This window comes from Salinimonas marina (assembly GCF_015644725.1).
GTDB lineage: Bacteria > Pseudomonadota > Gammaproteobacteria > Enterobacterales > Alteromonadaceae > Alteromonas.
Window position 1 is genome coordinate 1,350,804 of record NZ_CP064795.1, and the last position, 19,970, is coordinate 1,370,773.

Here is a 19,970-nt window from a genome sequence, read left to right on the forward strand (position 1 = left end):
TTGTGAAATGGTTGAATTAGGATACTATAGAAACTTGATAAGCCCACTGCAACCAGATAGATCAGATGTGTCTACTATGAGATCGGCGCTGCGCAAAAAAGTACCACGCTATCCTACCGACTGGTCGGAGTTTACCGGCGGCGCTGCCATCAAACGGGCGGTCGCGACGGTCAGTGATGAATTAAGCCAGCGCATTTTTGGTTATCATCTGGTGAAGCTGGGTAACCTCAGCAGTCAGATTGAGCTGACCCGCTGTGCGGTAAACCATCAGTTTGGTCAGACCCCGGGGCTCAGTCCGTTTGGAAGCGTAGTGGCCGAGGCCTCAGAATTACCGTATGTGGAAAACAGCATTGATGGTTTTTTGCTGGCCAATGAGCTGGACTTTGCTCAGGACCCCCACCAGATTTTACGAGAAGTAGACCGCTGTATGACCCCTAGCGGGCACATAATTTTAAGCGGTTTTAACCCCTACAGTCTGACCGGGCTGGGGCGGTATTTGCCGATTAAGCGCGATAATGTTTTGCACGAAGCAGGCTGTTATTCTGCGCATCGGGTAAAGGACTGGCTGGGGCTGCTGGGCTATGACATTATCGAGCAACGAAACATTTTATTTTCAATGCTGTTTTTTAATCAGCGTAAACGGCTGCCGACTCGTTGGCATCATCAGTTAAGCCGGTATTTGCCGTGGTGTTCGTCGGTCTACGTGATTCTGGCCCGTAAACGGGTATGGCCGATGACAACGGTACGTCCCAGATGGAAACTCAATCCACGTTTTTCGACGGTGGGGGCCGGTTTATCGGCGTCGGTTAGCCATTCTGAAACCCCTGCCCAATAAAAAAGGCAGCGTCAAAGCTGCCTTTTTTGTCTCTCGCTTTTACCAGCAATGCGCAGGTTGCGCGATCTATTTCACCCGCATTCCGGGTTTGGCGCCTTCATGAGGCTCCATAATGTACAGGTCTTTGCCACCCGGGCCGGCGGCCAGCACCATGCCTTCAGACATGCCAAAACGCATCTTGCGCGGTGCCAGATTGGCCACCATCAAAGTGTGCTTGCCAATTAAGTTTTGTGGATCGTAGGCCGATTTAATGCCGGCAAATACCTGACGCTTTTCTTCGCCCAGATCAAGTTCCAGTCGCAGCAACTTATCTGCGCCTTCAACATGCTCGGCATTGGCAATAAGGGCAACCCGAAGGTCAACCTTTGCAAACTCATCAAAACTGATGGTTTCACTTACCGGATCTTTGGCCAGTTCGCTGTCAGGGTCAGCTGCCGGTGCGGCCGCTTCCAGACTTTCTTTTGAGGCATCTACCATAGCGTCGATTTTCTCCATTTCAACCCGCTGCATCATCGGTTTGAATTTATTGATGGCATGGCCGGTCAGTACCTGTTGGGTACTTTCCCAGTTCAAAGTGTCGTTCAAGAAGGCTTCGGATTTTTCTGCCAGTACCGGCAATACCGGTTTCAGGTAGGTCACCAGAATGCGGAACATATTGATACCCAGTGAGCATACATCATGGGTAAACTGTTGTTTACCGTCTTCTTTGATGGTCACCCAGGGCGCATTGGCATCAATAAACTGGTTGGCTTTGTCAGCCAGTGCCATGATTTCACGGATGGCCTGATGATATTTACGCTTTTCATACAGTTGCGCGATGCTATCGGCGGCATTATGGAACTCGTCCAGTAAGCTTTGATCGATTACGGTGTCGGATAATTTGCCATCAAAACGCTTAGTGATAAAGCTGGCACAACGGCTGGCAATATTGACCACCTTGCCAACCAGATCAGAATTCACTTTATGGGCAAAGTCCTGAAAGTTCAGGTCGATGTCGGCCACATTGTCGCCTAGTTTGGCAGCAAAGTAGTAGCGCAGATATTCCGGGTTCAGATGGTCAAGATAGGTACGGCCTTTAATAAAGGTGCCCCGTGACTTAGACATCTTTTTGCCATTAACGGTCACAAAACCATGAATATTCACGCCGGTAGGCTTACGATAGCCTGCGCCTTCAAGCATGGCTGGCCAGAACAGACAATGGAAATAAGTGATGTCTTTACCAATAAAGTGATACAGCTCGGCATCCGAACCGGCTTTCCAGAAATCATCAAATTCCAGATTGTTTTGATCGCAATAATTTTTAAAGCTGGCCATGTAGCCCACCGGGGCATCGACCCAAACATAGAAAAACTTGTTCGGTGCGCCTGGAATTTCAAACCCGAAGTAGGGGGCGTCACGGCTAATGTCCCATTGCTGCAAACCTTCTTCAAACCATTCCTGCAGTTTGTTGGCCATTTCATCCTGGATGGCACCGGAGCGGATCCAGCCCTTTAGCATCTCTTCAAACTTAGGTAGATCGAAGAAAAAGTGCTCGGATTCCTTTAATACCGGGGTCGCACCTGAAACTACACTACGGGGATTTTTCACTTCTACCGGGCTGTAGGTCGCGCCACACACATCGCAGCTGTCGCCGTTTTGATCTTCGGCGCCGCAGCTGGGGCAGGTGCCTTTAACAAACCGGTCGGGCAAAAACATTTCTTTTTGCGGGTCGTACAACTGGTTGATCGTACGCTTGGAGATATACCCGGCGTTATCAAGGCGGGTGTAAATCTCTTCGCACAATGCCTTGTTTTCAGGCGAGTGAGTCACATAATAGTTGTCATAGTTAACATAAAAGTCTTGCAGATCCTGATGATGCTCGGCGCGGGTTTTAGCGACCATTTCTTCAGGTGTGATACCCTGTTCCTGTGCTTTTAGCATCACCGGGGTGCCATGTGCATCATCAGCACACACGCTGTAGCATTCGTGACCACGAAGACGCTGAAACCGGGTCCAGATGTCGGTCTGGATATGTTCCAGCAAGTGACCCAAATGAATAGACCCGTTGGCATAGGGCAGAGCACTGGTAACCAGTATACGGCGGGCGTCCGCAGTGGCTGGTGCAGCAGAAGACGAGGTGTTTTCTGACATAATGACTTTTACTGTTCTCAAGCGTTACAAAATGGCTGCAAATACTAGCTGATATTGGTCAATTTTGCATTACGTAATTACATCGAACCCATACATCAAAGGCTGCCTATGTTTTTTAACCGCAAAAGCAACAAACTTCATCATAGCGCGGCAAGCGCTCTGGCGCATTATTTCAGCATTACCGAAGACACCACCCAACCCTGGGTGCAGGTTCACGACGCCGAGATCACGATTACACTGCCATTTTGTGTGATGTCGCAACATACTGCCCTAACCGGTTACCTTCAGGATGAATTGCAGCATCAGGGCCTGACCGCCTCACAGATAACGCTGAACACCCAAGTACATAGTGCCAAAACCACCCTGGCGCCGGTAAAAAATATAAAAAATATTGTGGCCGTGGCCTCGGGCAAAGGCGGCGTGGGCAAGTCCACGACGGCAGTGAATCTGGCGTACGCACTGATGCAGGAAGGGGCCAAAGTCGGGATATTGGATGCGGATATCTACGGCCCGTCTGTTCCGATGATGCTGGGTAATCCTGAGGCACGACCACAAAGTCAGGATGAAAAACATATGGAACCGCCCCAGGCGTGGGGGCTGGTGGCCAATTCTATCGGTTATCTGGTACCGGCTGAAGATGCAGCGGTCTGGCGTGGGCCCATGGCAAGTCGCGCCCTCAAGCAAATACTGGATGAAACCTTATGGCCGGTGCTGGATTATCTGATTGTGGATATGCCGCCGGGCACCGGCGACATTCAGCTAACCATGGCCCAACAGGTGCCGGTCACCGGCGCGGTCATTGTCACCACGCCTCAGGATATGGCACTGGCTGATGCGCAAAAAGGTATCACCATGTTTAATAAAGTGGAGGTGCCGGTGTTAGGCCTTATTGAAAACATGAGTTACTACCAGTGTACGCAGTGCGGGCATATCGATCCGATATTTGCTGAGCACGGCGGCGAATCTCTGGCCGAAAAATACCAACTGCCGTTACTGGGGCAACTTCCGCTAAATACCCGGTTGCGTGAGCACAGTGATGCCGGCACACCATTAGTAGTAACTGAGCCCGATGATGCGATGACGCAAACCTATCGGGAGATAGCCCGGGCGCTGTCGATAAATCTGGCTTTGAGCGTGCCCGCTGCCGATGCCAGCGATCACATTAAAGGCGACCCGATTGGTTTTAAGTCGGTCTAGGTGGGCCTGTATTGACCATGGCGGTTTACCCAGATAAAAAGTTTGCCAAAACTGTCCGAAAGTGCGGCGACAAGCTTGTGGCAAGCTGCAATGGTAACAAAGTTCCAGATTCATCTATTAACACATTCAAAGAGGGAAACTTTATATGCAGCAATTAATAGAGGCAGAGGTTAACCATGGCAATGGGGGCCGGTTGGATTGGGACAGTGGTGGGTTAGCCGTCATCGGACTCGGTTTTGCAGGCGGACCTGCAACCGCATTGTTCGGTCTCGCAGTTGGGGGTTCTATGCTGGCTATTGGCTACTACGCCCATCCCTAAAAAGGCACCAGTCGCGGGCAGATAAGCCGGCAGCATTTTTTTAAATTAAAATGTAATGACCGCGAGGTTCAGGGCAGGCACCGACTATGACATGAATCGATATCTTCAGAGTGGGCTATATCCTGTTTATACTTTTAGTGGTTGTGGTATTTGCCGGGGGCAATGATAAGAGCCTGTATGCCACTTATCTTATCTTCGGAGCGCTGTCTTTGTTTAGTGTTCTATTGCATGCCATTATCCACAAACTGGATGCTCTGCATACAAAACTAGAGGCTTTGGCCGAAGATTCCAAACAAGGCATATCCGGTGATGCTATATAAGCGCGAAGACCGGTTGTGCAGGGCGCAGCTAGCAAGCATAATAGCGACCATTTTATACTCGTCAGGACCTAAAAATGCGTTTGTGCGATCGTGATATCTTTGACCACTTGCAATCTGGCAAGATCAGCATCCATCCCATGCCCGACTACGATCAGATCAGTGGTGTGACCGTCGACATTCGACTAGGAAATAAATTTCGCGTGTTTGAAGAGCACCAGGCACCGTATATTGATCTAAGTGGCCCTAAGGCAGAAGTGCAGGAAGCGCTGAACTCGGTCATGAGTGATGAAATTGTATTACCTGAAGATAAAGCATTTTTTCTGCACCCGGGACAGCTGGCGCTGGCAATTACGCACGAGTCGGTAACATTGCCCGACAACATTGTGGGTTGGCTGGACGGGCGTTCCTCGCTAGCCCGCCTCGGTTTGATGGTACATGTCACCGCCCACCGTATCGACCCGGGCTGGTCAGGTAATATTGTTCTGGAATTTTTCAACAGCGGTAAGTTGCCGCTGGCACTTAAGCCGATGATGAAAATAGGTGCATTGAGCTTTGAATTATTGTCTCAGGCAGCTGAGAAGCCTTATAACGCGAGGCTGGATGCCAAGTACAAAGGCCAGATGGGGGCCGACGCCAGTCGTATTAGCGCCGATGAAAAGGGCGAAGAGAATTAACTGGTACTGGCAAATAATGTGGGTGAGGTTATGCCGGTGACATGAAAACATCAGCAGGCTGGCACCCAGACCGGGCGGCCTGCTGAGTCGCGTGTTTTACCACAGTTTTCTTCTGGCTAACAGAACCAGTAAGCCCGCAAACAGGCCAAGTGTTGCCGGTGCCGGTACGTCGGATGGAGGATCAGCCAGAGCCGCGACGCCCAGGGTAAAACCGTGCCAGTTTTCGCTGGTATGGGTAAAAGAGATACTGGTAAATTCTCCCTGGGCAAAAATTACCCCGTGAAACTCCCCCGCTCCGGTAAACCCATCGCCATCACCATTTGGCACGGCCGTGCCGCTGCCCCAATAGCCTGGCCCAAAGCTATCGATTTCGATGTCAGTGTCAAATTCGACGACATTACCATTCCAGCTATTCATTGCGATGTAGATATCTTCAATCGCTTCACTGAAGGTCAGAGTCACGGTACTTGCGGCATTTAAAGCAATTAGTTCTGAGGGTGTGGGCGCATTATCCACATCGCCCATGGTGTAGGCTGAGCCGGTCCAGTAATTGATGCCGGTGCCGGTTTGAATAAAGGCGTAAGGGGCGGTGGCGGAAAATTCGACATCAACAGTAGTACCATCGACATCTAATTCGCCCATGGCACTAGTGCCAGAATCTGAGCTTATCCAATCTGTCCATGAAATAACCGCGGCGTGGGCTTGCAGGCTGCATACAGTAATAAGAGTTGCGAGTAAAAAACGACATTGCATTTTCATAATGATCTCCCGATCACAAATAGAAAGCGGCGTGATTTGGCAGTGGCTTTACTGATAAGTATAGAAGTCGCTGTCAATCTTGATGTATCAAATTACAGGCCAGTTGCAAAACTCATTTAGATTTCAATGTTTTTGGTCGAAGGCTAAATTAATTGAAGCCAAAGGTGTAAAGAAATCGGACAGTATTTGAGCAGTTAAATGTGAAGAGAAGAGCCTTGGAACATAATGCGGCGAAAAAATCGCCGAACAGACGTCCGGAAACAAAATAATGGCCTAATCGGATTGCAATAACCGAAAAAATAAGTAGACTTGTCCGCTCTTTCGGTCGGTGTGTGGCGCAGCTTGGTAGCGCACTGTCATGGGGTGTCAGGGGTCGGAGGTTCAAATCCTCTCACACCGACCAATCTCTCTCTCGCTTTCAGCAATCCCCACTGAAATGCACGGTTCATCTGTGAAATTATCCTCCTTTGGGTCGAGCCTGGTTGGTTTATTGACCAAGGCAGCACATAGCCTTTGTTGCGAACCAATTCGTATATAATCCAATCTTCTTCTCAGATCTTTTAGTACCATACAAGCAGTTTGAACGATTACTTTAGCGCTCGGGTTCATGCATATTAGCCGCGACCACTTTTGAATCAGCTCACAGTCTGGCGCGTCTCAATTTTCTCGCAGTGTTTTTTGATATCATCCAAATCCTGTTGTAATGCTTTTTTAAACTGACCTTTCATCATCCAGCTTAGCAAGAATGAGGCAATTTTAGCGCTGTAAGTGAGTGGTTTAGTATCTATTTGCATTGATAATTCAACACCATTATCAGTCTGTTTGAGGGCCATTTTACTGTCAAACAGGGTGCCGCAACTCTCGCTTTGCACCTGGTAGTATTGTTGTGGCTGGCTTTGAGTTATCTGCATGACTTCTGTAGCTGGCTTGCCAAACATCATCCTGGTTTCTGTCCATTTTAATCCAACTATTCCTTGCTCCGGCTTTGTGAGAATCTCAATCTGCTGGATGGAAGTAATCCATTGGTCGCAATGCTCAATGTCGGTAATGGTCTGCCAGCATGTTTCAAGGGCGGCAGCAATGGTGGTGCTAAGCAGCAAGTGCATAATTTTCTCGTATTATTCAGGGTAGCCAGGCAGCGTATTTAAAAGCGGCATCATTGGCTGTAAATTCCAGTCCCTTATCGCAAAATAAAAACCATAGTGCTTTGGTAATGATATTGGATCAGGCCACCTCAGCGTCTGCCTGATCCTTTTGCGGCTAAATTACCCAAAGTGCCATGAAATCGTCTACGCCGGTATTGGCCAGTTGAGAGGGACTTTGACATAACTGCTCAATTTGTTTGCAGCGCTGACTCGGAAACCGGGTAGCCAGATTTTGGGTAAACTTGCTTTTTAATACTTCAATGCCTTCTTCTCGTCTGCGGCGATGCCCAACAGGGTAAAGCACTTCAACTTTTTCAGTGGCGGTACCATCATTAAAAAACACCTGAACGGCGTTGGCGATAGCGCGCTTATCCGGATCATGATATGCCTGAGTATAGTCGGCGTTTTCGGTGATATGCATTTTTTCACGCAAGGTATCAATGGCGGGATTTGCCGCGTGAAAAGCATCTTCATAATGCTCTGCATTCAGCTCGCCAAACAGTAACGGCACTGCGGTCATGTATTGCAAACAGTGATCCCGGTCTGCCGGATTAGCCAGCGTACCTTGCTTCGAAATAATCCGGATTGCAGATTCGTGGGTGGTCAGCTCAATCTTAGTGATGTCGTCGATACGATCTTTTACTGCTTCATGCAGGGTGACCGCAGCTTCACAGGCGGTTTGTGCATGAAACTCAGCCGGAAAGTTTAGCTTGAAAAGAATATTTTCCATCACATAGCTGCCGTAGCGACGGGGCAGGGAAAATTGTCTTTGCTCTGTCGGCTTTTGCTTTAAATCTTTGTTGGTGTGGCTAAAGGCCACATCATAAAAGCCCCATTGCGGGGTGGTTAACACCGCCGGGATACCCATTTCGCCGCGAAGGGCTATATCAGCAAGCCTTACCCCTCTTGAAGTTGCATCGCCTGCGGCCCAGGACTTACGGGAACCGGCGTTGGGGGCATGCCGATAGGTGCGCAGCGCCGAACCGTCTACCCAGGCATGGGAGACGGCCGCCATAATTTGCTCCCGGGTTCCGCCCATCAATTGTGTGACAACTGCGGTAGTGGCAACGCGTACTAACAGGACATGACACAGGCCTACTCGATTGAAGCTGTTCTCAAGTGCCAGTACGCCCTGAATTTCATGGGCTTTGACCATCGCCAGTAACACATCATCCATAGTCAGAGGCGCTTTGCCCTGGGCGCGGCGTATCTGCGACAAATAATCGGCCGTGGCCAGGATGCCACCCAGATTGTCTGAGGGATGACCCCATTCGGCGGCCAGCCAGGTATCATTGTAATCCAGCCACCGAATAATACAGCCGATATCCCAGGCCGCTTTTACCGGATCCAGACGCAGCTGCGTGCCAGGTACCCGCGCCCCGTTTGGCACCACCGTGCCTTCCACGAGCGGACCCAGATGTTTGGTGCATTCGGGAAACCTCAGCGCCAGTACGCCACAGCCAAGCGTGTCCATCAAACAGTAACGGGCAGTTTCCATGGCTTCGGGGGAGGCGATATCGTCGCGCATTACATAATCGGCAATATCCTGGATTATCTGGTCATAGTCGGGACGCTCGTTCTTTTCGCCCTGAAATGTCATATTTATTCTCCCTGAAGTGTTAATGGTGAACCATTAGCGCGTTAGACGGCAATAATTATTGTGTACGCGTAGCAGCCTGTTTGGATGAGATTTGTTCAACGTCAGAAGAACGCTATAGATAAAGAATCATAGCTAGAGCGTCATAGCTAGAGTGTAAGCAAACACGCTACGCACACCACTGAATGGGAACCAGCGGTAATTTTAGATGGGCGCGGACAGCGAATTACAGTAAATTTGATCCCATCGACATCGCAAAAAAGAGGGCATCGATATCCAAATTCACCAGCATAGGTTTTGCGAAGGGCGCCTTTCGGCAAGAACAGACCAAAGGCGCACCGACAGGATAATTTCAGCAAACTAGAATGGATTCGTGGTATAGCCTTCCTGGGCCAGTCGGGCATGAGCAGTCATGGCTGACAAGTCCATTTCAACGCCTTCGATAAGCATGTCTTTGGAGACCCCATGTTTGGCCGAAGACTGTCCGCACACAATGACTCTCACCCCTTTTTCCTGTAAGGCTTTTAGCAATTCAGCATTAGCATTTTTTTCGCCGGTGCGTTTTTTATAATACTTATTGTTTACCACATCCAAGGTGGCAGAGCCGTGTACAACCAGCGCCAGTTGCAGATTTTCCAGGCGGGCGCCATTGGCCACATGCATATTTATGAAGCGGGCCAGTTTATTAAAATGCTGATTTAATGCCCCGGTTTGGGCGCCATCTGCCACATCAAAGGCCACCTTAAAGGATTGCTCAGGGGCTATCGTTACGCCCGGCACTGCGGCGTGCTTGCCAAATTTTTCGAATACCGGCCCGGCCTTAAATGCAGACTCACCGGCCTGGACAGTGGTCAGACTCATGGCAACGATTAATATAAAAGCCGAAGTTAGACGGGTCATAGGGGTTCCTTTGAATAAGGTGGTTAAAACTGATTTTACTGTAGCGCGCTTGACTAAAAACTAACACCAGGATTTTATCGATAACCGATAACCGATAACCGATAACCGATAACCGATACCTGGTACAGGTTCGCGGTTGTGTTACTAACGCTATACTTCTATTGCTTTATCAGCAAAGGCAGCAAAGCTTAGGAAGCTGCATAAGAATAGTTATGAAAAAATCTGTGCGGAGATCAACATAGCAGCAATAAAAACGATAGCTGCAGCGCATATTTTCTTTGCAGAGTGAAAGTAACGGTGACAGTGACGGGAACGTTATAGGCGCGGCCCGGGCGGTAATCAGTTGGTACCGGCTGAGCTTCAATAGCGGGCGCTACCATGGTTACCGGCCTTACATGGATTTAAGGGGCGATGCACCAGGCTATGCATTGGGGAAGGCGATGGGTTTAGATGAAACAGCAAAATGCCGACTGGCTTTTGTGTTCAAAAAGCCAGGACCACAATGCAGGTAGGCCGCTAACGATAGTCAAGGAGTCATTAATCAAGCATTTCTATAAATGCGTGACTTTGTGGTTTTGGGGCAGTATTTGAAGGGAGGTGAGTGCACAAAGAGTCGCATGAAGAGCCTCACAAAGAGCCGTATTGAGCGACCGCAAAAGTCTGCTCTTATTCATGCGCATCTGCTGTCGGGGCTGGTGGCAATGGTTGTTGCGGTGGATTAGGACGGTGGGAAGAAATAGCCGGCCGCAGATTGCCAGGGGCAATCGCTTTGCGACTTTGTTGCACGTACCAGACAATCAAAACGCGAGCACCTCAGGCTCGCGTTTAATTCAGGGCCGATACTGATTAGCGGGTTTTTAACCTGGCCAGTAATTCGTTTAATGAGTTGACCGCGTTGAAGATTTCCTTAGAGCTTTGCTCAGAGGCCTGCGAGTTGGCTGATACCTCTTCGGTGGCATTGCCGATAATCACCATATTACGGTTCAGCTCTTCGCTGACCTGGCTTTGCTCTTCAGCGGCGGCGGCCATTTGGGTCATACGCTGACTGATTTCATCAATCTGCGAGACCGTATGCTGCATTTTTTGTAACGCAGACTGGGAGCTCACCGATGCCTGTTCGGCCTTCTCATTACCTTTTCTGATAATATCAACGGTATTGTCTACTTCACTTTGCAAGGCGGTAATAACTTTACCAATTTCACCTACCGAATCGGCGGTTTTTGAGGCCAGTGAGCGTACTTCGTCGGCCACCACGCTAAACCCGCGGCCATTGTCACCCGCCCGGGCTGCTTCGATGGCGGCATTGAGGGCCAGCAGGTTAGTTTGCTCTGCGATAACATCAATCACATCCAGAATTTTCTTGATATCAGTACTTCGCTCCGACACCGCCATTACCGCCGACGAAGCGGTGCGCATTTCGTGAGATAACTCGGTAACGGTGGAGGTCGATTGTGAAATTTCCTCTTCGGTTAGTTTCACCGACTGATTCGCATTATCTGCATTATGCGCCGCATCGGCAGCGGTGTGCGCGACTTCCTGGGCTGTTTGCGACATTTCGGTGATGGCGGTGACCACACTATCAATTTCAGCTTGCTGAACCTGGATTTGCTCATTGGTGTTCACTGCATGATGCTGGGTTTGTCCGCTATGCTCAATGACCTGCCGGCAAGAGCCCTTGGCCTGTTCCAGCAGCTCACGCACTTTATCTTTGAAGTGATTAAAAGCCTGACTTAGCTGGATAAGCTCGGCATGGGATTCAATGTGAAGATCCTGGGTCAGATCGCCACCCTGACCAGCCAACTCTTCCATACGCTCAGCCACCTGTTTAACCGGCTGAATAATACTGCGGGTGAAAAAGTAAATGAACAGCAAGGCAATTACGGTCGCGATAACAGCCACCACAAATTGAGTGGTGAGCAAAGAAGTGATCGCCTGGGAAATCACCATTTCAATGGTGGTAACCGGGGCCAGGGCCGACTCTACATTAACCCCCACCACCATTTGCCACTGCACGCCGGGTAAGGGCAGATGAATGGGTCGGGTTACATACAGCATATTGTTAAGCATCACCGAGCTGGATTGCCCGGAAATAGCCAGAAGCTCCTGGCTGGCATTGTCCTGAGCAAAGATTTCTGAAAAAGGGCGGGCCAGTTTGTCACTGGCGTTAGTGGCGGCGACCGCCAGGCCATTTTGACTGACAATATAAACTTCGGCCTGGCCCTGATATAACGACGCTTTCAGAGCGTTGGCCTGTTTTTGCAAAATAGGCAGATTGAGATCGGTGCCGACTACACCCCTGAATCTGCCATTGGCAATAACCGGCACCGTCAGGCTGGTCATTAATTCGGAATAGCCTGGGCGAATTTCATACTGATAGGGGTTTGAAATACACGGTTTCATTTTTTCTTTGTTGCACAAATACCATTCGGCTGCACGAAAGCCAAACTCATCTAGGGTGTTATCATGTTTGACCCCGGCATCCACAATGGGCACCTGTTGAATACGACCGTCCGCATTGCGCACAAAATAGACCTCAAGGCTACCGGTGCCAGGTACCGAGTGCCTCGGGCCATTGGTGAACTCATCCGCGCGTCCGTCGAATTGATTTGTCTCAAACTGAGCGTACATACTGGAGGTTAAGCCGGTATCTAGCATACCCTCGACCAAACGCTGCGTCTGGTCGCGATCCAACGACACTGCATCAGCCGCCGCAATGCTTGCAGATAATTGCGTTGCCAGCGTATTAGGAAGCTGATGTGCTGCATTTATTAATGACTGCGTCTGAGCAGCGTACTGGGCGGCTTTGGCAGACACGGTAGCTTCAATCTGAGTTGTTACTTCTTGGCTGACATGCTGATTAATATTTTCTTCGGCATCCTCAAGTAGCAGATAGCTGACAAAAATAAACACTGTGGCAAGCAGTGTGAATAACACTCCCACAACTGACATCAGTTTTAAGGAAAGTGACAAACTTTTTTTCATGGAATGAGCGGCCCTGTTTATAACGAATGTAAATTAGCTGGCTGGCTTAGGAAAAACGCATGCACAGCCCAAAAGTGAATTTAAATACGGGCATCAAACCTGGTGAACCCGAGACCGCGTATCGGCACTGGCGGGAGCATCTTGACCGCTTTTTTTGATTGTCTGAAGTAATTTAATGTTTGTGAAATTAATAGCGTTCCAAGGTTAATAATCAGGGTGTTGGTACTAAACCTATGGGTGACCACGGCCAGGTCCACCCAAAAGCCAGGATAACGGGCATATCATAGAATGCCGGCTTGAGATTTCGTTCGAGGCCAGAGATAATTACCCGCATAACCTGCGACCCGCGCTTAGCGTGTTGTGTTTGTCTTAGCGCTTTTGTCAAAATGAGATGTTATGGAAACCGCCAGCTCGACCCGATTAAACAAATTTATCAGCGAAAGTGGGTTTTGTTCGCGGCGCGATGCCGATAAATTTATCGAGCAGGGGAGTGTTCAGTTAAATGGTCAGCGCGCCGAGGTTGGGACCAAAGTTATGCCCGGCGACATTGTGAAGGTAAACGGCAAGCTGATAAAACCTGCCAATAAAGATGCTTTTGTGGTGTTGGCACTGAATAAGCCGGTAGGGGTGGTAAGCACCACCGATAGTGCTGAGCGGGCCAATATCGTCAATTATGTACGTTATAAAGAGCGGATTTTTCCTATTGGCCGACTGGATAAAGACTCCCAGGGGCTGATATTTTTAACCAATGATGGCGACTTAGTAAATAAAGTCCTGCGAGCGGGTAACAATCACGAAAAAGAATATGTGGTGCGGGTAAATAAACCCATTACCGATGAATTTATTCATGGCATGCGCGCCGGTGTACCGATTCTTGGCACGGTAACCAAAAAGTGTAAAGTGGTAAAAGAAAGTCGTCTGGAGTTTCGCATCACTTTGGTTCAGGGATTAAATCGGCAGATACGGCGTATGTGTCAGTATTTTGATTATGAAGTGAAAAAGCTGGAGCGCGTCAGGATCATGAATGTTGATCTGCGCGGCTTAAAAACCGGCGCATGGCGTCAGCTCACCAGAGAGGAATTAAGTACGCTTTTGAAATCGGTAGAGCATTCCTCCAAGGAAGCGCCCGCCAATCATCGCAACACCCGGCCCAAGCCGAAAGGACAGCCGAAAAAACGTATTGATATCAAACCAGGCAATAAGCCCAAAGCCGAGACCCGCTCGCGTAATACCCTTAAACTGGGCGGCAAAAAGCAGCGGCCCTAAAGACCGTCCGTAGAAACCGTCTGAAAAAACCATCGTAGAAACAGCCCCAAGCCGGATAATGTAGGCCGCCCGAACTGGCGGACGCTTTCAACACTCAGTGTTATGTTAATAAATAAATAGCATTGAGTGGTGGCCGGTGCCCTACTGTGCATAAACTGAGCAATCTAACGAGCTTTGCACAGGCGGTGCTATGGCACTTTCACATTCGAAGGCGCAGCCGGATACTATTCAACATACCTGCGACAGTTCCCGCTACTATCGAAATTATGTCCTGTTTATATTGACGCTGGTGTATGCCTTCAACTTTATAGATAGGCAGGTTGTGGGAATCTTATCGCCATTTATTAAGGCCGATCTGGGGCTGGATGATGCCCAGCTTGGTTGGCTTAAGGGGATTTACTTTGCTCTGCTGTACACCCTGGTGGGCATTCCCATCGCCTGGCTCGCAGACCGCTATTCCAGAGTAAATATTATTGCCGTATCGCTGACCTTGTGGAGCGGGTTTACCGCTGCGTCCGGACTGGCGACCAATTACCTGCAGCTGGCAGTAGCACGAATTGGTGTTGGGATAGGTGAGGCGGGTGGTAGCCCGCCGTCGCATAGCATCATTGCTGATCTTTTCCCTAAAGAAAAACGGGCCGGTGCGCTGGCTATTTATTCACTGGGGATCCCGTTTGGTATCATGCTGGCATTCTTTGCTTCGGCGTTTTTTCTACAGGGCGGTACGGCTGACTGGCGAACCGTTATGATAAGCGTCGGTTTACCCGGGGTTATGCTGGCAGTATTGCTAAAGTTTACAGTCAAAGAACCTGCCCGCAGCGCAGCACAAACATCACCGACCACGGCAGCGCTGCAACCGGCCGCATTTACTTCAATCCGGGCCCTTTTAAAAATACCCACATGGTGGGGCATGGCTTTGGGAATTTCCTTTGGTTCGTTTGGCAATTACGCCATCTCAACCTGGATCATCGATTACTATGTACGGGCGTTTGCGGGGCTGGATATAACACAACTGCTGATAGTGTTTGGGATTATCAACGGCACCGCCTATGCGCTGGGTGTATGGCTTGGCGGGGTAGTTGCCGACAGGTGGGGACGATATAACAAACGTGCCTATGCGCTGTTGCCGGCCCTGGCACTAATGATTGGGGTACCGGCTTTTTATTTTTCACTGCAGGTGCAGGACTTGTGGCTGTCGGTGGGGCTGCTTACCTTTTTACTGTTTACCAGCGGCTCGTATCTGGGACCGTGTTTTGCCATGGCGCAAACGCTGGCACCGGGTAATATCAGAGCTATGTCTACCGCGCTGTTCTTTTTTGTGCTCAATATTATTGCCCTGGGAGGCGGGCCGACGCTGACCGGGATTGTCAGTCAGGCGTTGGTGCCTGCGCTGGGCGAAACCGAGGCTTTGCGTCAGGCGTTGATGTATCTGCTAATACCCTATGGCCTTTCTATTCTGGTGTTTTTATGGACCAGCACCAAAATTGCAAAAGATTGGGAACGTAGTGCCGGTTAGGTTTTTTCTTAATGTAGCTGGCGTTTTCATAGTCACAAGTGTCGCTCACCTGAGGGTTTTCATCGCAGCGGGGATAGCCAAAATGGCTGGTCGTTTATAAGGCCTCAACAGTAACTTTCTTATAAGGGCAGAGTGGGGCTGCTTTACAATCAAAGGCCCGGAGCCACAAATAAAAACGCCCCGACAAGCTGCCGGGGCGATAACACACGAGTGTGTTTAGGGTTGGGGATTAGTTGAAGGTATCGACCAGGGCCGGAACGCCGGGGAACATGCCGATAATCGCCATCACGGTACACAGCACCACAAACGCAATGCCGGGGATGATCCAGCGACCGGCTTTACCCAGCTGCTCGGCACGTTCTTTACAACCTACCAGGCCAAGATTGTCCATCAGCAGGGTTAGCGACCAGCCAAACACAGGGTTAACCAGTACCGACGAGATCACCACCATGGCGGCAGACTGCGCAGTTTTGCCTTCGCGGGTCATTTGCATACCAGCTTCCATCAGCGGTAGAAATACACCGACCAATAGCGCTACGCTTAATACCGGGGGCCATACCGCCAAATCCATCGGGTAGCCCCATAATGCCGCCACAATACACAGGATACCGGTAACAATGGCCCGGCAGGAATGGGTCGACGGGCAATAGACGCCGGAATAATATACGTCCCCCAGGAAGATGATATATTGCCGCCGCCTAAAAAGCTGCCAACTGCCTGTCGGGCTGAAGCTGCCATCATGGTATCGTCAATGTTCATCTGTACTTTTTGGGTCTTTTTGGGGTAGCTGAGCTGTTGGAATACCTTGTGGCCAAGAAAGTCAGGCGACCACATGGCTACTGCCAAAACCGCGAAAGGCATGACGGCTACAAAGTGCGACCAGTCTGGCCAGCCCAGCTGCCAGCCGGTGCTTTCACCCCACCAGTAAGCCGGGCTCAGATTAGGCATGCCGGGGCTGGTGGTAAATTCAAATGGGGCGCCCAACGCCAGCGAAATAACGGCCGCCATGCCCGCGCCCAACGGAATTGCCAGCCAGCGTTTTTGAATATGCTCCAGCCAGGCGTACATGATAATGGTGGCGATAAGCACCACAAAGGCAATGTAGGACATGCCAAAGCTTTCCGCCCAGGTAAACAGTTTTTGCACCTGACCGGTAATGCCAATAAACCCAAGATACAGTAACAGCCCCCGCAGACCCCGTTACTGGTGAGCTTTGCCAGTAAGCTGCCCCCGCGGGTTACCCCGAGCAAGAAACCAAACACCCCGATTAATAATCCAAGGGCCATGGGATGACCCCCTGAGGCGACGATTAATGGCACCAGCGGTATCAGCGGACCATGGGTCCCGGCCAGATTCGCTGACGGATTTAAAAAGCCTGAAATCAGAATAACAAACAACACGGCAGCAATAAGTAACTCAAAGCGCACATTCTCAATCACAAATTCCTGAGACAGCCCCAATGGGCCGGCGAAGGCGCCCACAATAGCGGCCACCATTACAATCTTACCAATGGTGGCGGCCATGCCCGGGACCAGGTCTTCCCATTCAAACCGGTAGTCCCGCATGGGCAGATTGGGTCGCCAGCGCCGGGGCGACATAACCTGTAATTCGTGTTCTAAGTAAGCCTCGCGGCTGGGAAACTCTGCTCGTGGTCGTGATAACGACGCATATTGTTGTGAATTTTCCTGAGACACAGCGCACCTCGTAATTGAATGTAATGCACGCAGTGTAAATTTGTCACAAATGGTTAACAATGCGACCATAGGCTTATACTTTTGGTTAAGGTTTGACCAGCTACATATGGCCGCAGCGGGATGTTTTTAGCAATTCTGGTGAGAGCCTGAGGGTGCTTCGTTTGCTCGGCAATCTTCGCCTTCATAGCCACTGGCCCCAGAGGCATGGTTACTGTTTTCTTGCGACAGCATGATACCTGCCACGCTTATCACAACCCCTGCGATGGTCGCCGTGGCAATCGCTTCCCCGAACATAACCCGGACGCACAAGGTTGTGACCGGTGGCGACAAGTAAATCAGACAGGCAATATTAACGGCGCCTATCCGTTCTAGACAGCCCCAGTAAAGACCATAGGCGGCTAAGGTGGAAAATAATACGAACCACATTACTGCTTTCCAGAACCCGATTTCCATTGGAAACAACAGGGTGTTATCGATGTACAGGGCTAACAGTGCGAACAATATTGCGGTGGTAAAGCTTTGGATGATCATGGAACTGCCTAATGAGGGGGCAAATTTAACCCGCTTTGTAAGAAGCGTACCGGCCACCAAACACAGCATACTCTGCAGGGTCAGGCCAAAGCCCAGGGCAGAGGCTTTTTCAAGGTTGCCGGCCACCGAAACGGCCACCCCGATAAAGCCGACCCCCAATCCCAGCCATGGCAGCTTAGCCACACCTTGTTTCAACGCCGGACCTGCAAGAGCGACGGTCGCAATTAGCTGAGGCGCTGCAATCAAGACAACCAGCGTGGCGGGCCAGCCCGAAGGAATAGCGGCCCCCGCACTCCCGATAGCCAGGCAGCCGACCATCATTTGCTGCTTATTCGCGAAGGCTTAATGCATAGCTGTCCAGTTTGTCAGGACAGTGCGCTGGAGGCGGCAAAGTTCTGGCTGACAAAACTATATCGGGAGTCTCAAATAGGCTGAAATACAGGCTGAATATATAAGGGTTGACGAATCTTAAGTTCGCCTAAAATGTTAAATTTGTTAGCTAAATGTTTGTTAAATGTTCTTAAATAAAAGATTCACAGCTTGTTTGTTTATTTTGTCGGCAGTCAGCGATAGATAGGTTGCAGGTCGTACCACTTCGCCGTAATCTCTGCCTTAGTATGCGCCCGGCAGACAACTGCAGGCATCAAAAATCGCTGCAATGCTGAGTGCCGTTTATTTACATTTATAAAAACCAGAGAGCTTCATGTTTAGACATTCAAAATTATTCGTATCTGTAGGTATGGCTGTGTCCTGCCTGTCTTCTTCGGTAATGGCTGCCGGTTTCCAGGTGAATGAGCATAGCGCTAACGGTCTGGGCCGCGCGTTTGCAGGTCAGGCTGCCACGCCTGAAAATGCGTCTATTTTAGCGACTAACCCGGCTGCTATCGGGTTGTTTAAAAAATCGGAATTCAGCGGTGCGGTAAGCTTTATCGATCCTAATGTGGATGTAAGCGCACAGGCTAACACCTCACTTATGACTGAACAGGGCAATGTGCCGGTCGCCTCTGCCGAGTCCAGTGAAGATGATATTGCGGATACCGCACTGGTTCCGGCCTTATTTTACACCACACCTGTTAATGACAAGTGGTCAGTAGGTGTGGGTGGCTTCACCACCTATGGTTTGCGTACCGATTATAGTCAGGACTTCGAAGCACTGCACTTTGCGGATACCGCCGAAGTAAAATCCTTTACCATCAATCCGGCTGTATCTTACAAGCTGACCGAGACTCTGCGTCTGGGCTTTGGGGTGAGCGCAACGTATGCTGAAGCGGAAATCAGCTCAGCAATCTCTAATTCTCTGAGACCGGTTTTATCTCAGGCGCTACAGCAACAGCTACCTGCCAATGCTTCATTATTTAAGCTGGAAGGTGATGACTGGGGCTATGGCTGGAATGCCGGGGTCTTCTGGCAGGCTACTGACAGCACCGATATTGCCCTGTCTTATCGCGCCGAAACCGAACTGGAACTGGAGGGTGAGGTGAGCTCACAAATTCAGCCGGATCTGAATCAGCCTGGTAAGGTTGATCTAAACCTGGCCGCCATTACCGAACTGGCGGTAAACCACAGACTGGATAGGCAGTGGTCATTGCAAGCCAGCGTGGTTTATACCGACTGGAGCACGTTCGATAAACTGGAAGCGAACCTGCAAAGCGGCGACGATTTTCTGATTAAGCAGGAAAACTTTGAAGATACCTGGCGCGGGGCGTTCGGCGTTACCTACAAGGTAGACAACGACATGACCTTGCGGGCGGGCTATGCGTATGATGACGGCGCGGTTACCCGCGAAAACCGTTCGCTGAGTATTCCAGATACGGATCGCCACTGGGTAACGGCAGGTCTGACGCATTCTGTTACTGATAGCACTGATATCGATGTAGGCTATGCGTATTTGAAAGGTCGCGAAGCAGTGGTAGACAAAACCCGCGAAATCGGGGCTTTGACGTCCAATGTAAGTGGTACCCAGTCTGCTAATGCACATATTTTCAGTGTGCAGGTTAACACCAGCTTCTAAAGCGGTTGTTGGGATAAAAAAAGCAGCTCAGGCTGCTTTTTTTGTATTCGCTGGTCAGCTGCGAACCAGGGATAGACCAATAAGATAATGGCAG

Annotated in this window: 13 protein-coding genes, 1 tRNA gene and 1 pseudogene; 7 read left to right on the forward strand and 8 right to left on the reverse strand. The window is 50.0% G+C overall.

Features of this window, described 5'->3' with window-relative positions:
- Window positions 1-76 precede the first annotated feature (76 nt).
- A complete protein-coding gene (locus tag IT774_RS06005; protein ID WP_195811773.1) occupies window positions 77-835 on the forward strand; it encodes a methyltransferase domain-containing protein in 759 nt (252 codons plus the stop codon).
- 66 nt (window positions 836-901) lie between these two features.
- Here IT774_RS06005 and metG read toward each other — a convergent pair whose 3' ends face one another.
- Entirely contained in the window at window positions 902-2,965 is a 2,064-nt protein-coding gene (metG, locus tag IT774_RS06010; protein ID WP_195811774.1) for a methionine--tRNA ligase, read from the reverse strand.
- 108 nt (window positions 2,966-3,073) lie between these two features.
- Here metG and apbC point away from each other — a divergent pair, with 108 nt between their 5' ends.
- The gene (gene apbC / locus IT774_RS06015; protein WP_195811775.1) at window positions 3,074-4,162 is read left to right on the forward strand and encodes an iron-sulfur cluster carrier protein ApbC; all 1,089 of its coding nucleotides are present in this window, start codon (window positions 3,074-3,076) and stop codon (window positions 4,160-4,162) included.
- A 713-nt stretch (window positions 4,163-4,875) separates the two neighbouring features.
- Window positions 4,876-5,475 carry a dCTP deaminase gene (dcd, locus tag IT774_RS06020; protein ID WP_195811776.1) on the forward strand — a complete coding sequence of 200 codons (600 nt, stop codon included), beginning with the start codon at window positions 4,876-4,878 and terminating at the stop codon, window positions 5,473-5,475.
- A gap of 96 nt (window positions 5,476-5,571) precedes the next feature.
- On the opposite strand, the gene IT774_RS06025 is transcribed toward dcd, so the two are convergent.
- Window positions 5,572-6,234, reverse strand: a complete 663-nt coding sequence (locus IT774_RS06025) for a PEP-CTERM sorting domain-containing protein (protein WP_195811777.1) — start codon at window positions 6,232-6,234, stop codon at window positions 5,572-5,574.
- A 326-nt stretch (window positions 6,235-6,560) separates the two neighbouring features.
- On the opposite strand from IT774_RS06025, the gene IT774_RS06030 reads away from it, so the two are divergent.
- Window positions 6,561-6,637, forward strand: a tRNA-Pro gene (locus tag IT774_RS06030).
- Between the two features lie 232 nt (window positions 6,638-6,869).
- On the opposite strand, the gene IT774_RS06035 is transcribed toward IT774_RS06030, so the two are convergent.
- The 4 genes from IT774_RS06035 to IT774_RS06050 all read right to left on the reverse strand — a co-directional run bounded on the left by IT774_RS06035 (window position 6,870) and on the right by IT774_RS06050 (window position 12,858).
- Window positions 6,870-7,334 (reverse strand): SRPBCC family protein, encoded by a 465-nt coding sequence (locus IT774_RS06035; RefSeq protein WP_195811778.1) that lies wholly within the window; start codon window positions 7,332-7,334, stop codon window positions 6,870-6,872.
- 160 nt (window positions 7,335-7,494) lie between these two features.
- Window positions 7,495-8,979: a bifunctional 2-methylcitrate dehydratase/aconitate hydratase gene (locus IT774_RS06040; RefSeq protein ID WP_195811779.1), complete on the reverse strand. Its 1,485-nt coding sequence runs from the start codon at window positions 8,977-8,979 to the stop codon at window positions 7,495-7,497.
- Between the two features lie 357 nt (window positions 8,980-9,336).
- Entirely contained in the window at window positions 9,337-9,876 is a 540-nt protein-coding gene (locus IT774_RS06045) for a DsrE family protein (RefSeq protein WP_195811780.1), read from the reverse strand.
- A gap of 846 nt (window positions 9,877-10,722) precedes the next feature.
- Window positions 10,723-12,858, reverse strand: coding sequence for a methyl-accepting chemotaxis protein (locus tag IT774_RS06050; RefSeq protein WP_195811781.1), 2,136 nt, complete (start codon window positions 12,856-12,858; stop codon window positions 10,723-10,725).
- A gap of 396 nt (window positions 12,859-13,254) precedes the next feature.
- Between IT774_RS06050 and rluF the strand changes: the two genes are divergently transcribed.
- Window positions 13,255-14,124 carry a 23S rRNA pseudouridine(2604) synthase RluF gene (gene rluF, locus IT774_RS06055; protein WP_195811782.1) on the forward strand — a complete coding sequence of 290 codons (870 nt, stop codon included), beginning with the start codon at window positions 13,255-13,257 and terminating at the stop codon, window positions 14,122-14,124.
- 190 nt (window positions 14,125-14,314) lie between these two features.
- Window positions 14,315-15,640: a spinster family MFS transporter gene (locus IT774_RS06060; RefSeq protein ID WP_195811783.1), complete on the forward strand. Its 1,326-nt coding sequence runs from the start codon at window positions 14,315-14,317 to the stop codon at window positions 15,638-15,640.
- 229 nt (window positions 15,641-15,869) lie between these two features.
- On the opposite strand, the pseudogene IT774_RS06065 reads toward IT774_RS06060, so the two are convergent.
- Both IT774_RS06065 and IT774_RS06070 read right to left on the reverse strand, forming a co-directional pair.
- A pseudogene (locus tag IT774_RS06065) lies at window positions 15,870-17,403 on the reverse strand (DUF3360 family protein).
- A 57-nt stretch (window positions 17,404-17,460) separates the two neighbouring features.
- A complete protein-coding gene (locus IT774_RS06070; RefSeq protein ID WP_195811784.1) occupies window positions 17,461-18,186 on the reverse strand; it encodes a DMT family transporter in 726 nt (241 codons plus the stop codon).
- Between the two features lie 418 nt (window positions 18,187-18,604).
- On the opposite strand from IT774_RS06070, the gene IT774_RS06075 reads away from it, so the two are divergent.
- Window positions 18,605-19,876: an OmpP1/FadL family transporter gene (locus IT774_RS06075; protein WP_232365180.1), complete on the forward strand. Its 1,272-nt coding sequence runs from the start codon at window positions 18,605-18,607 to the stop codon at window positions 19,874-19,876.
- Window positions 19,877-19,970: the final 94 nt, after the last annotated feature.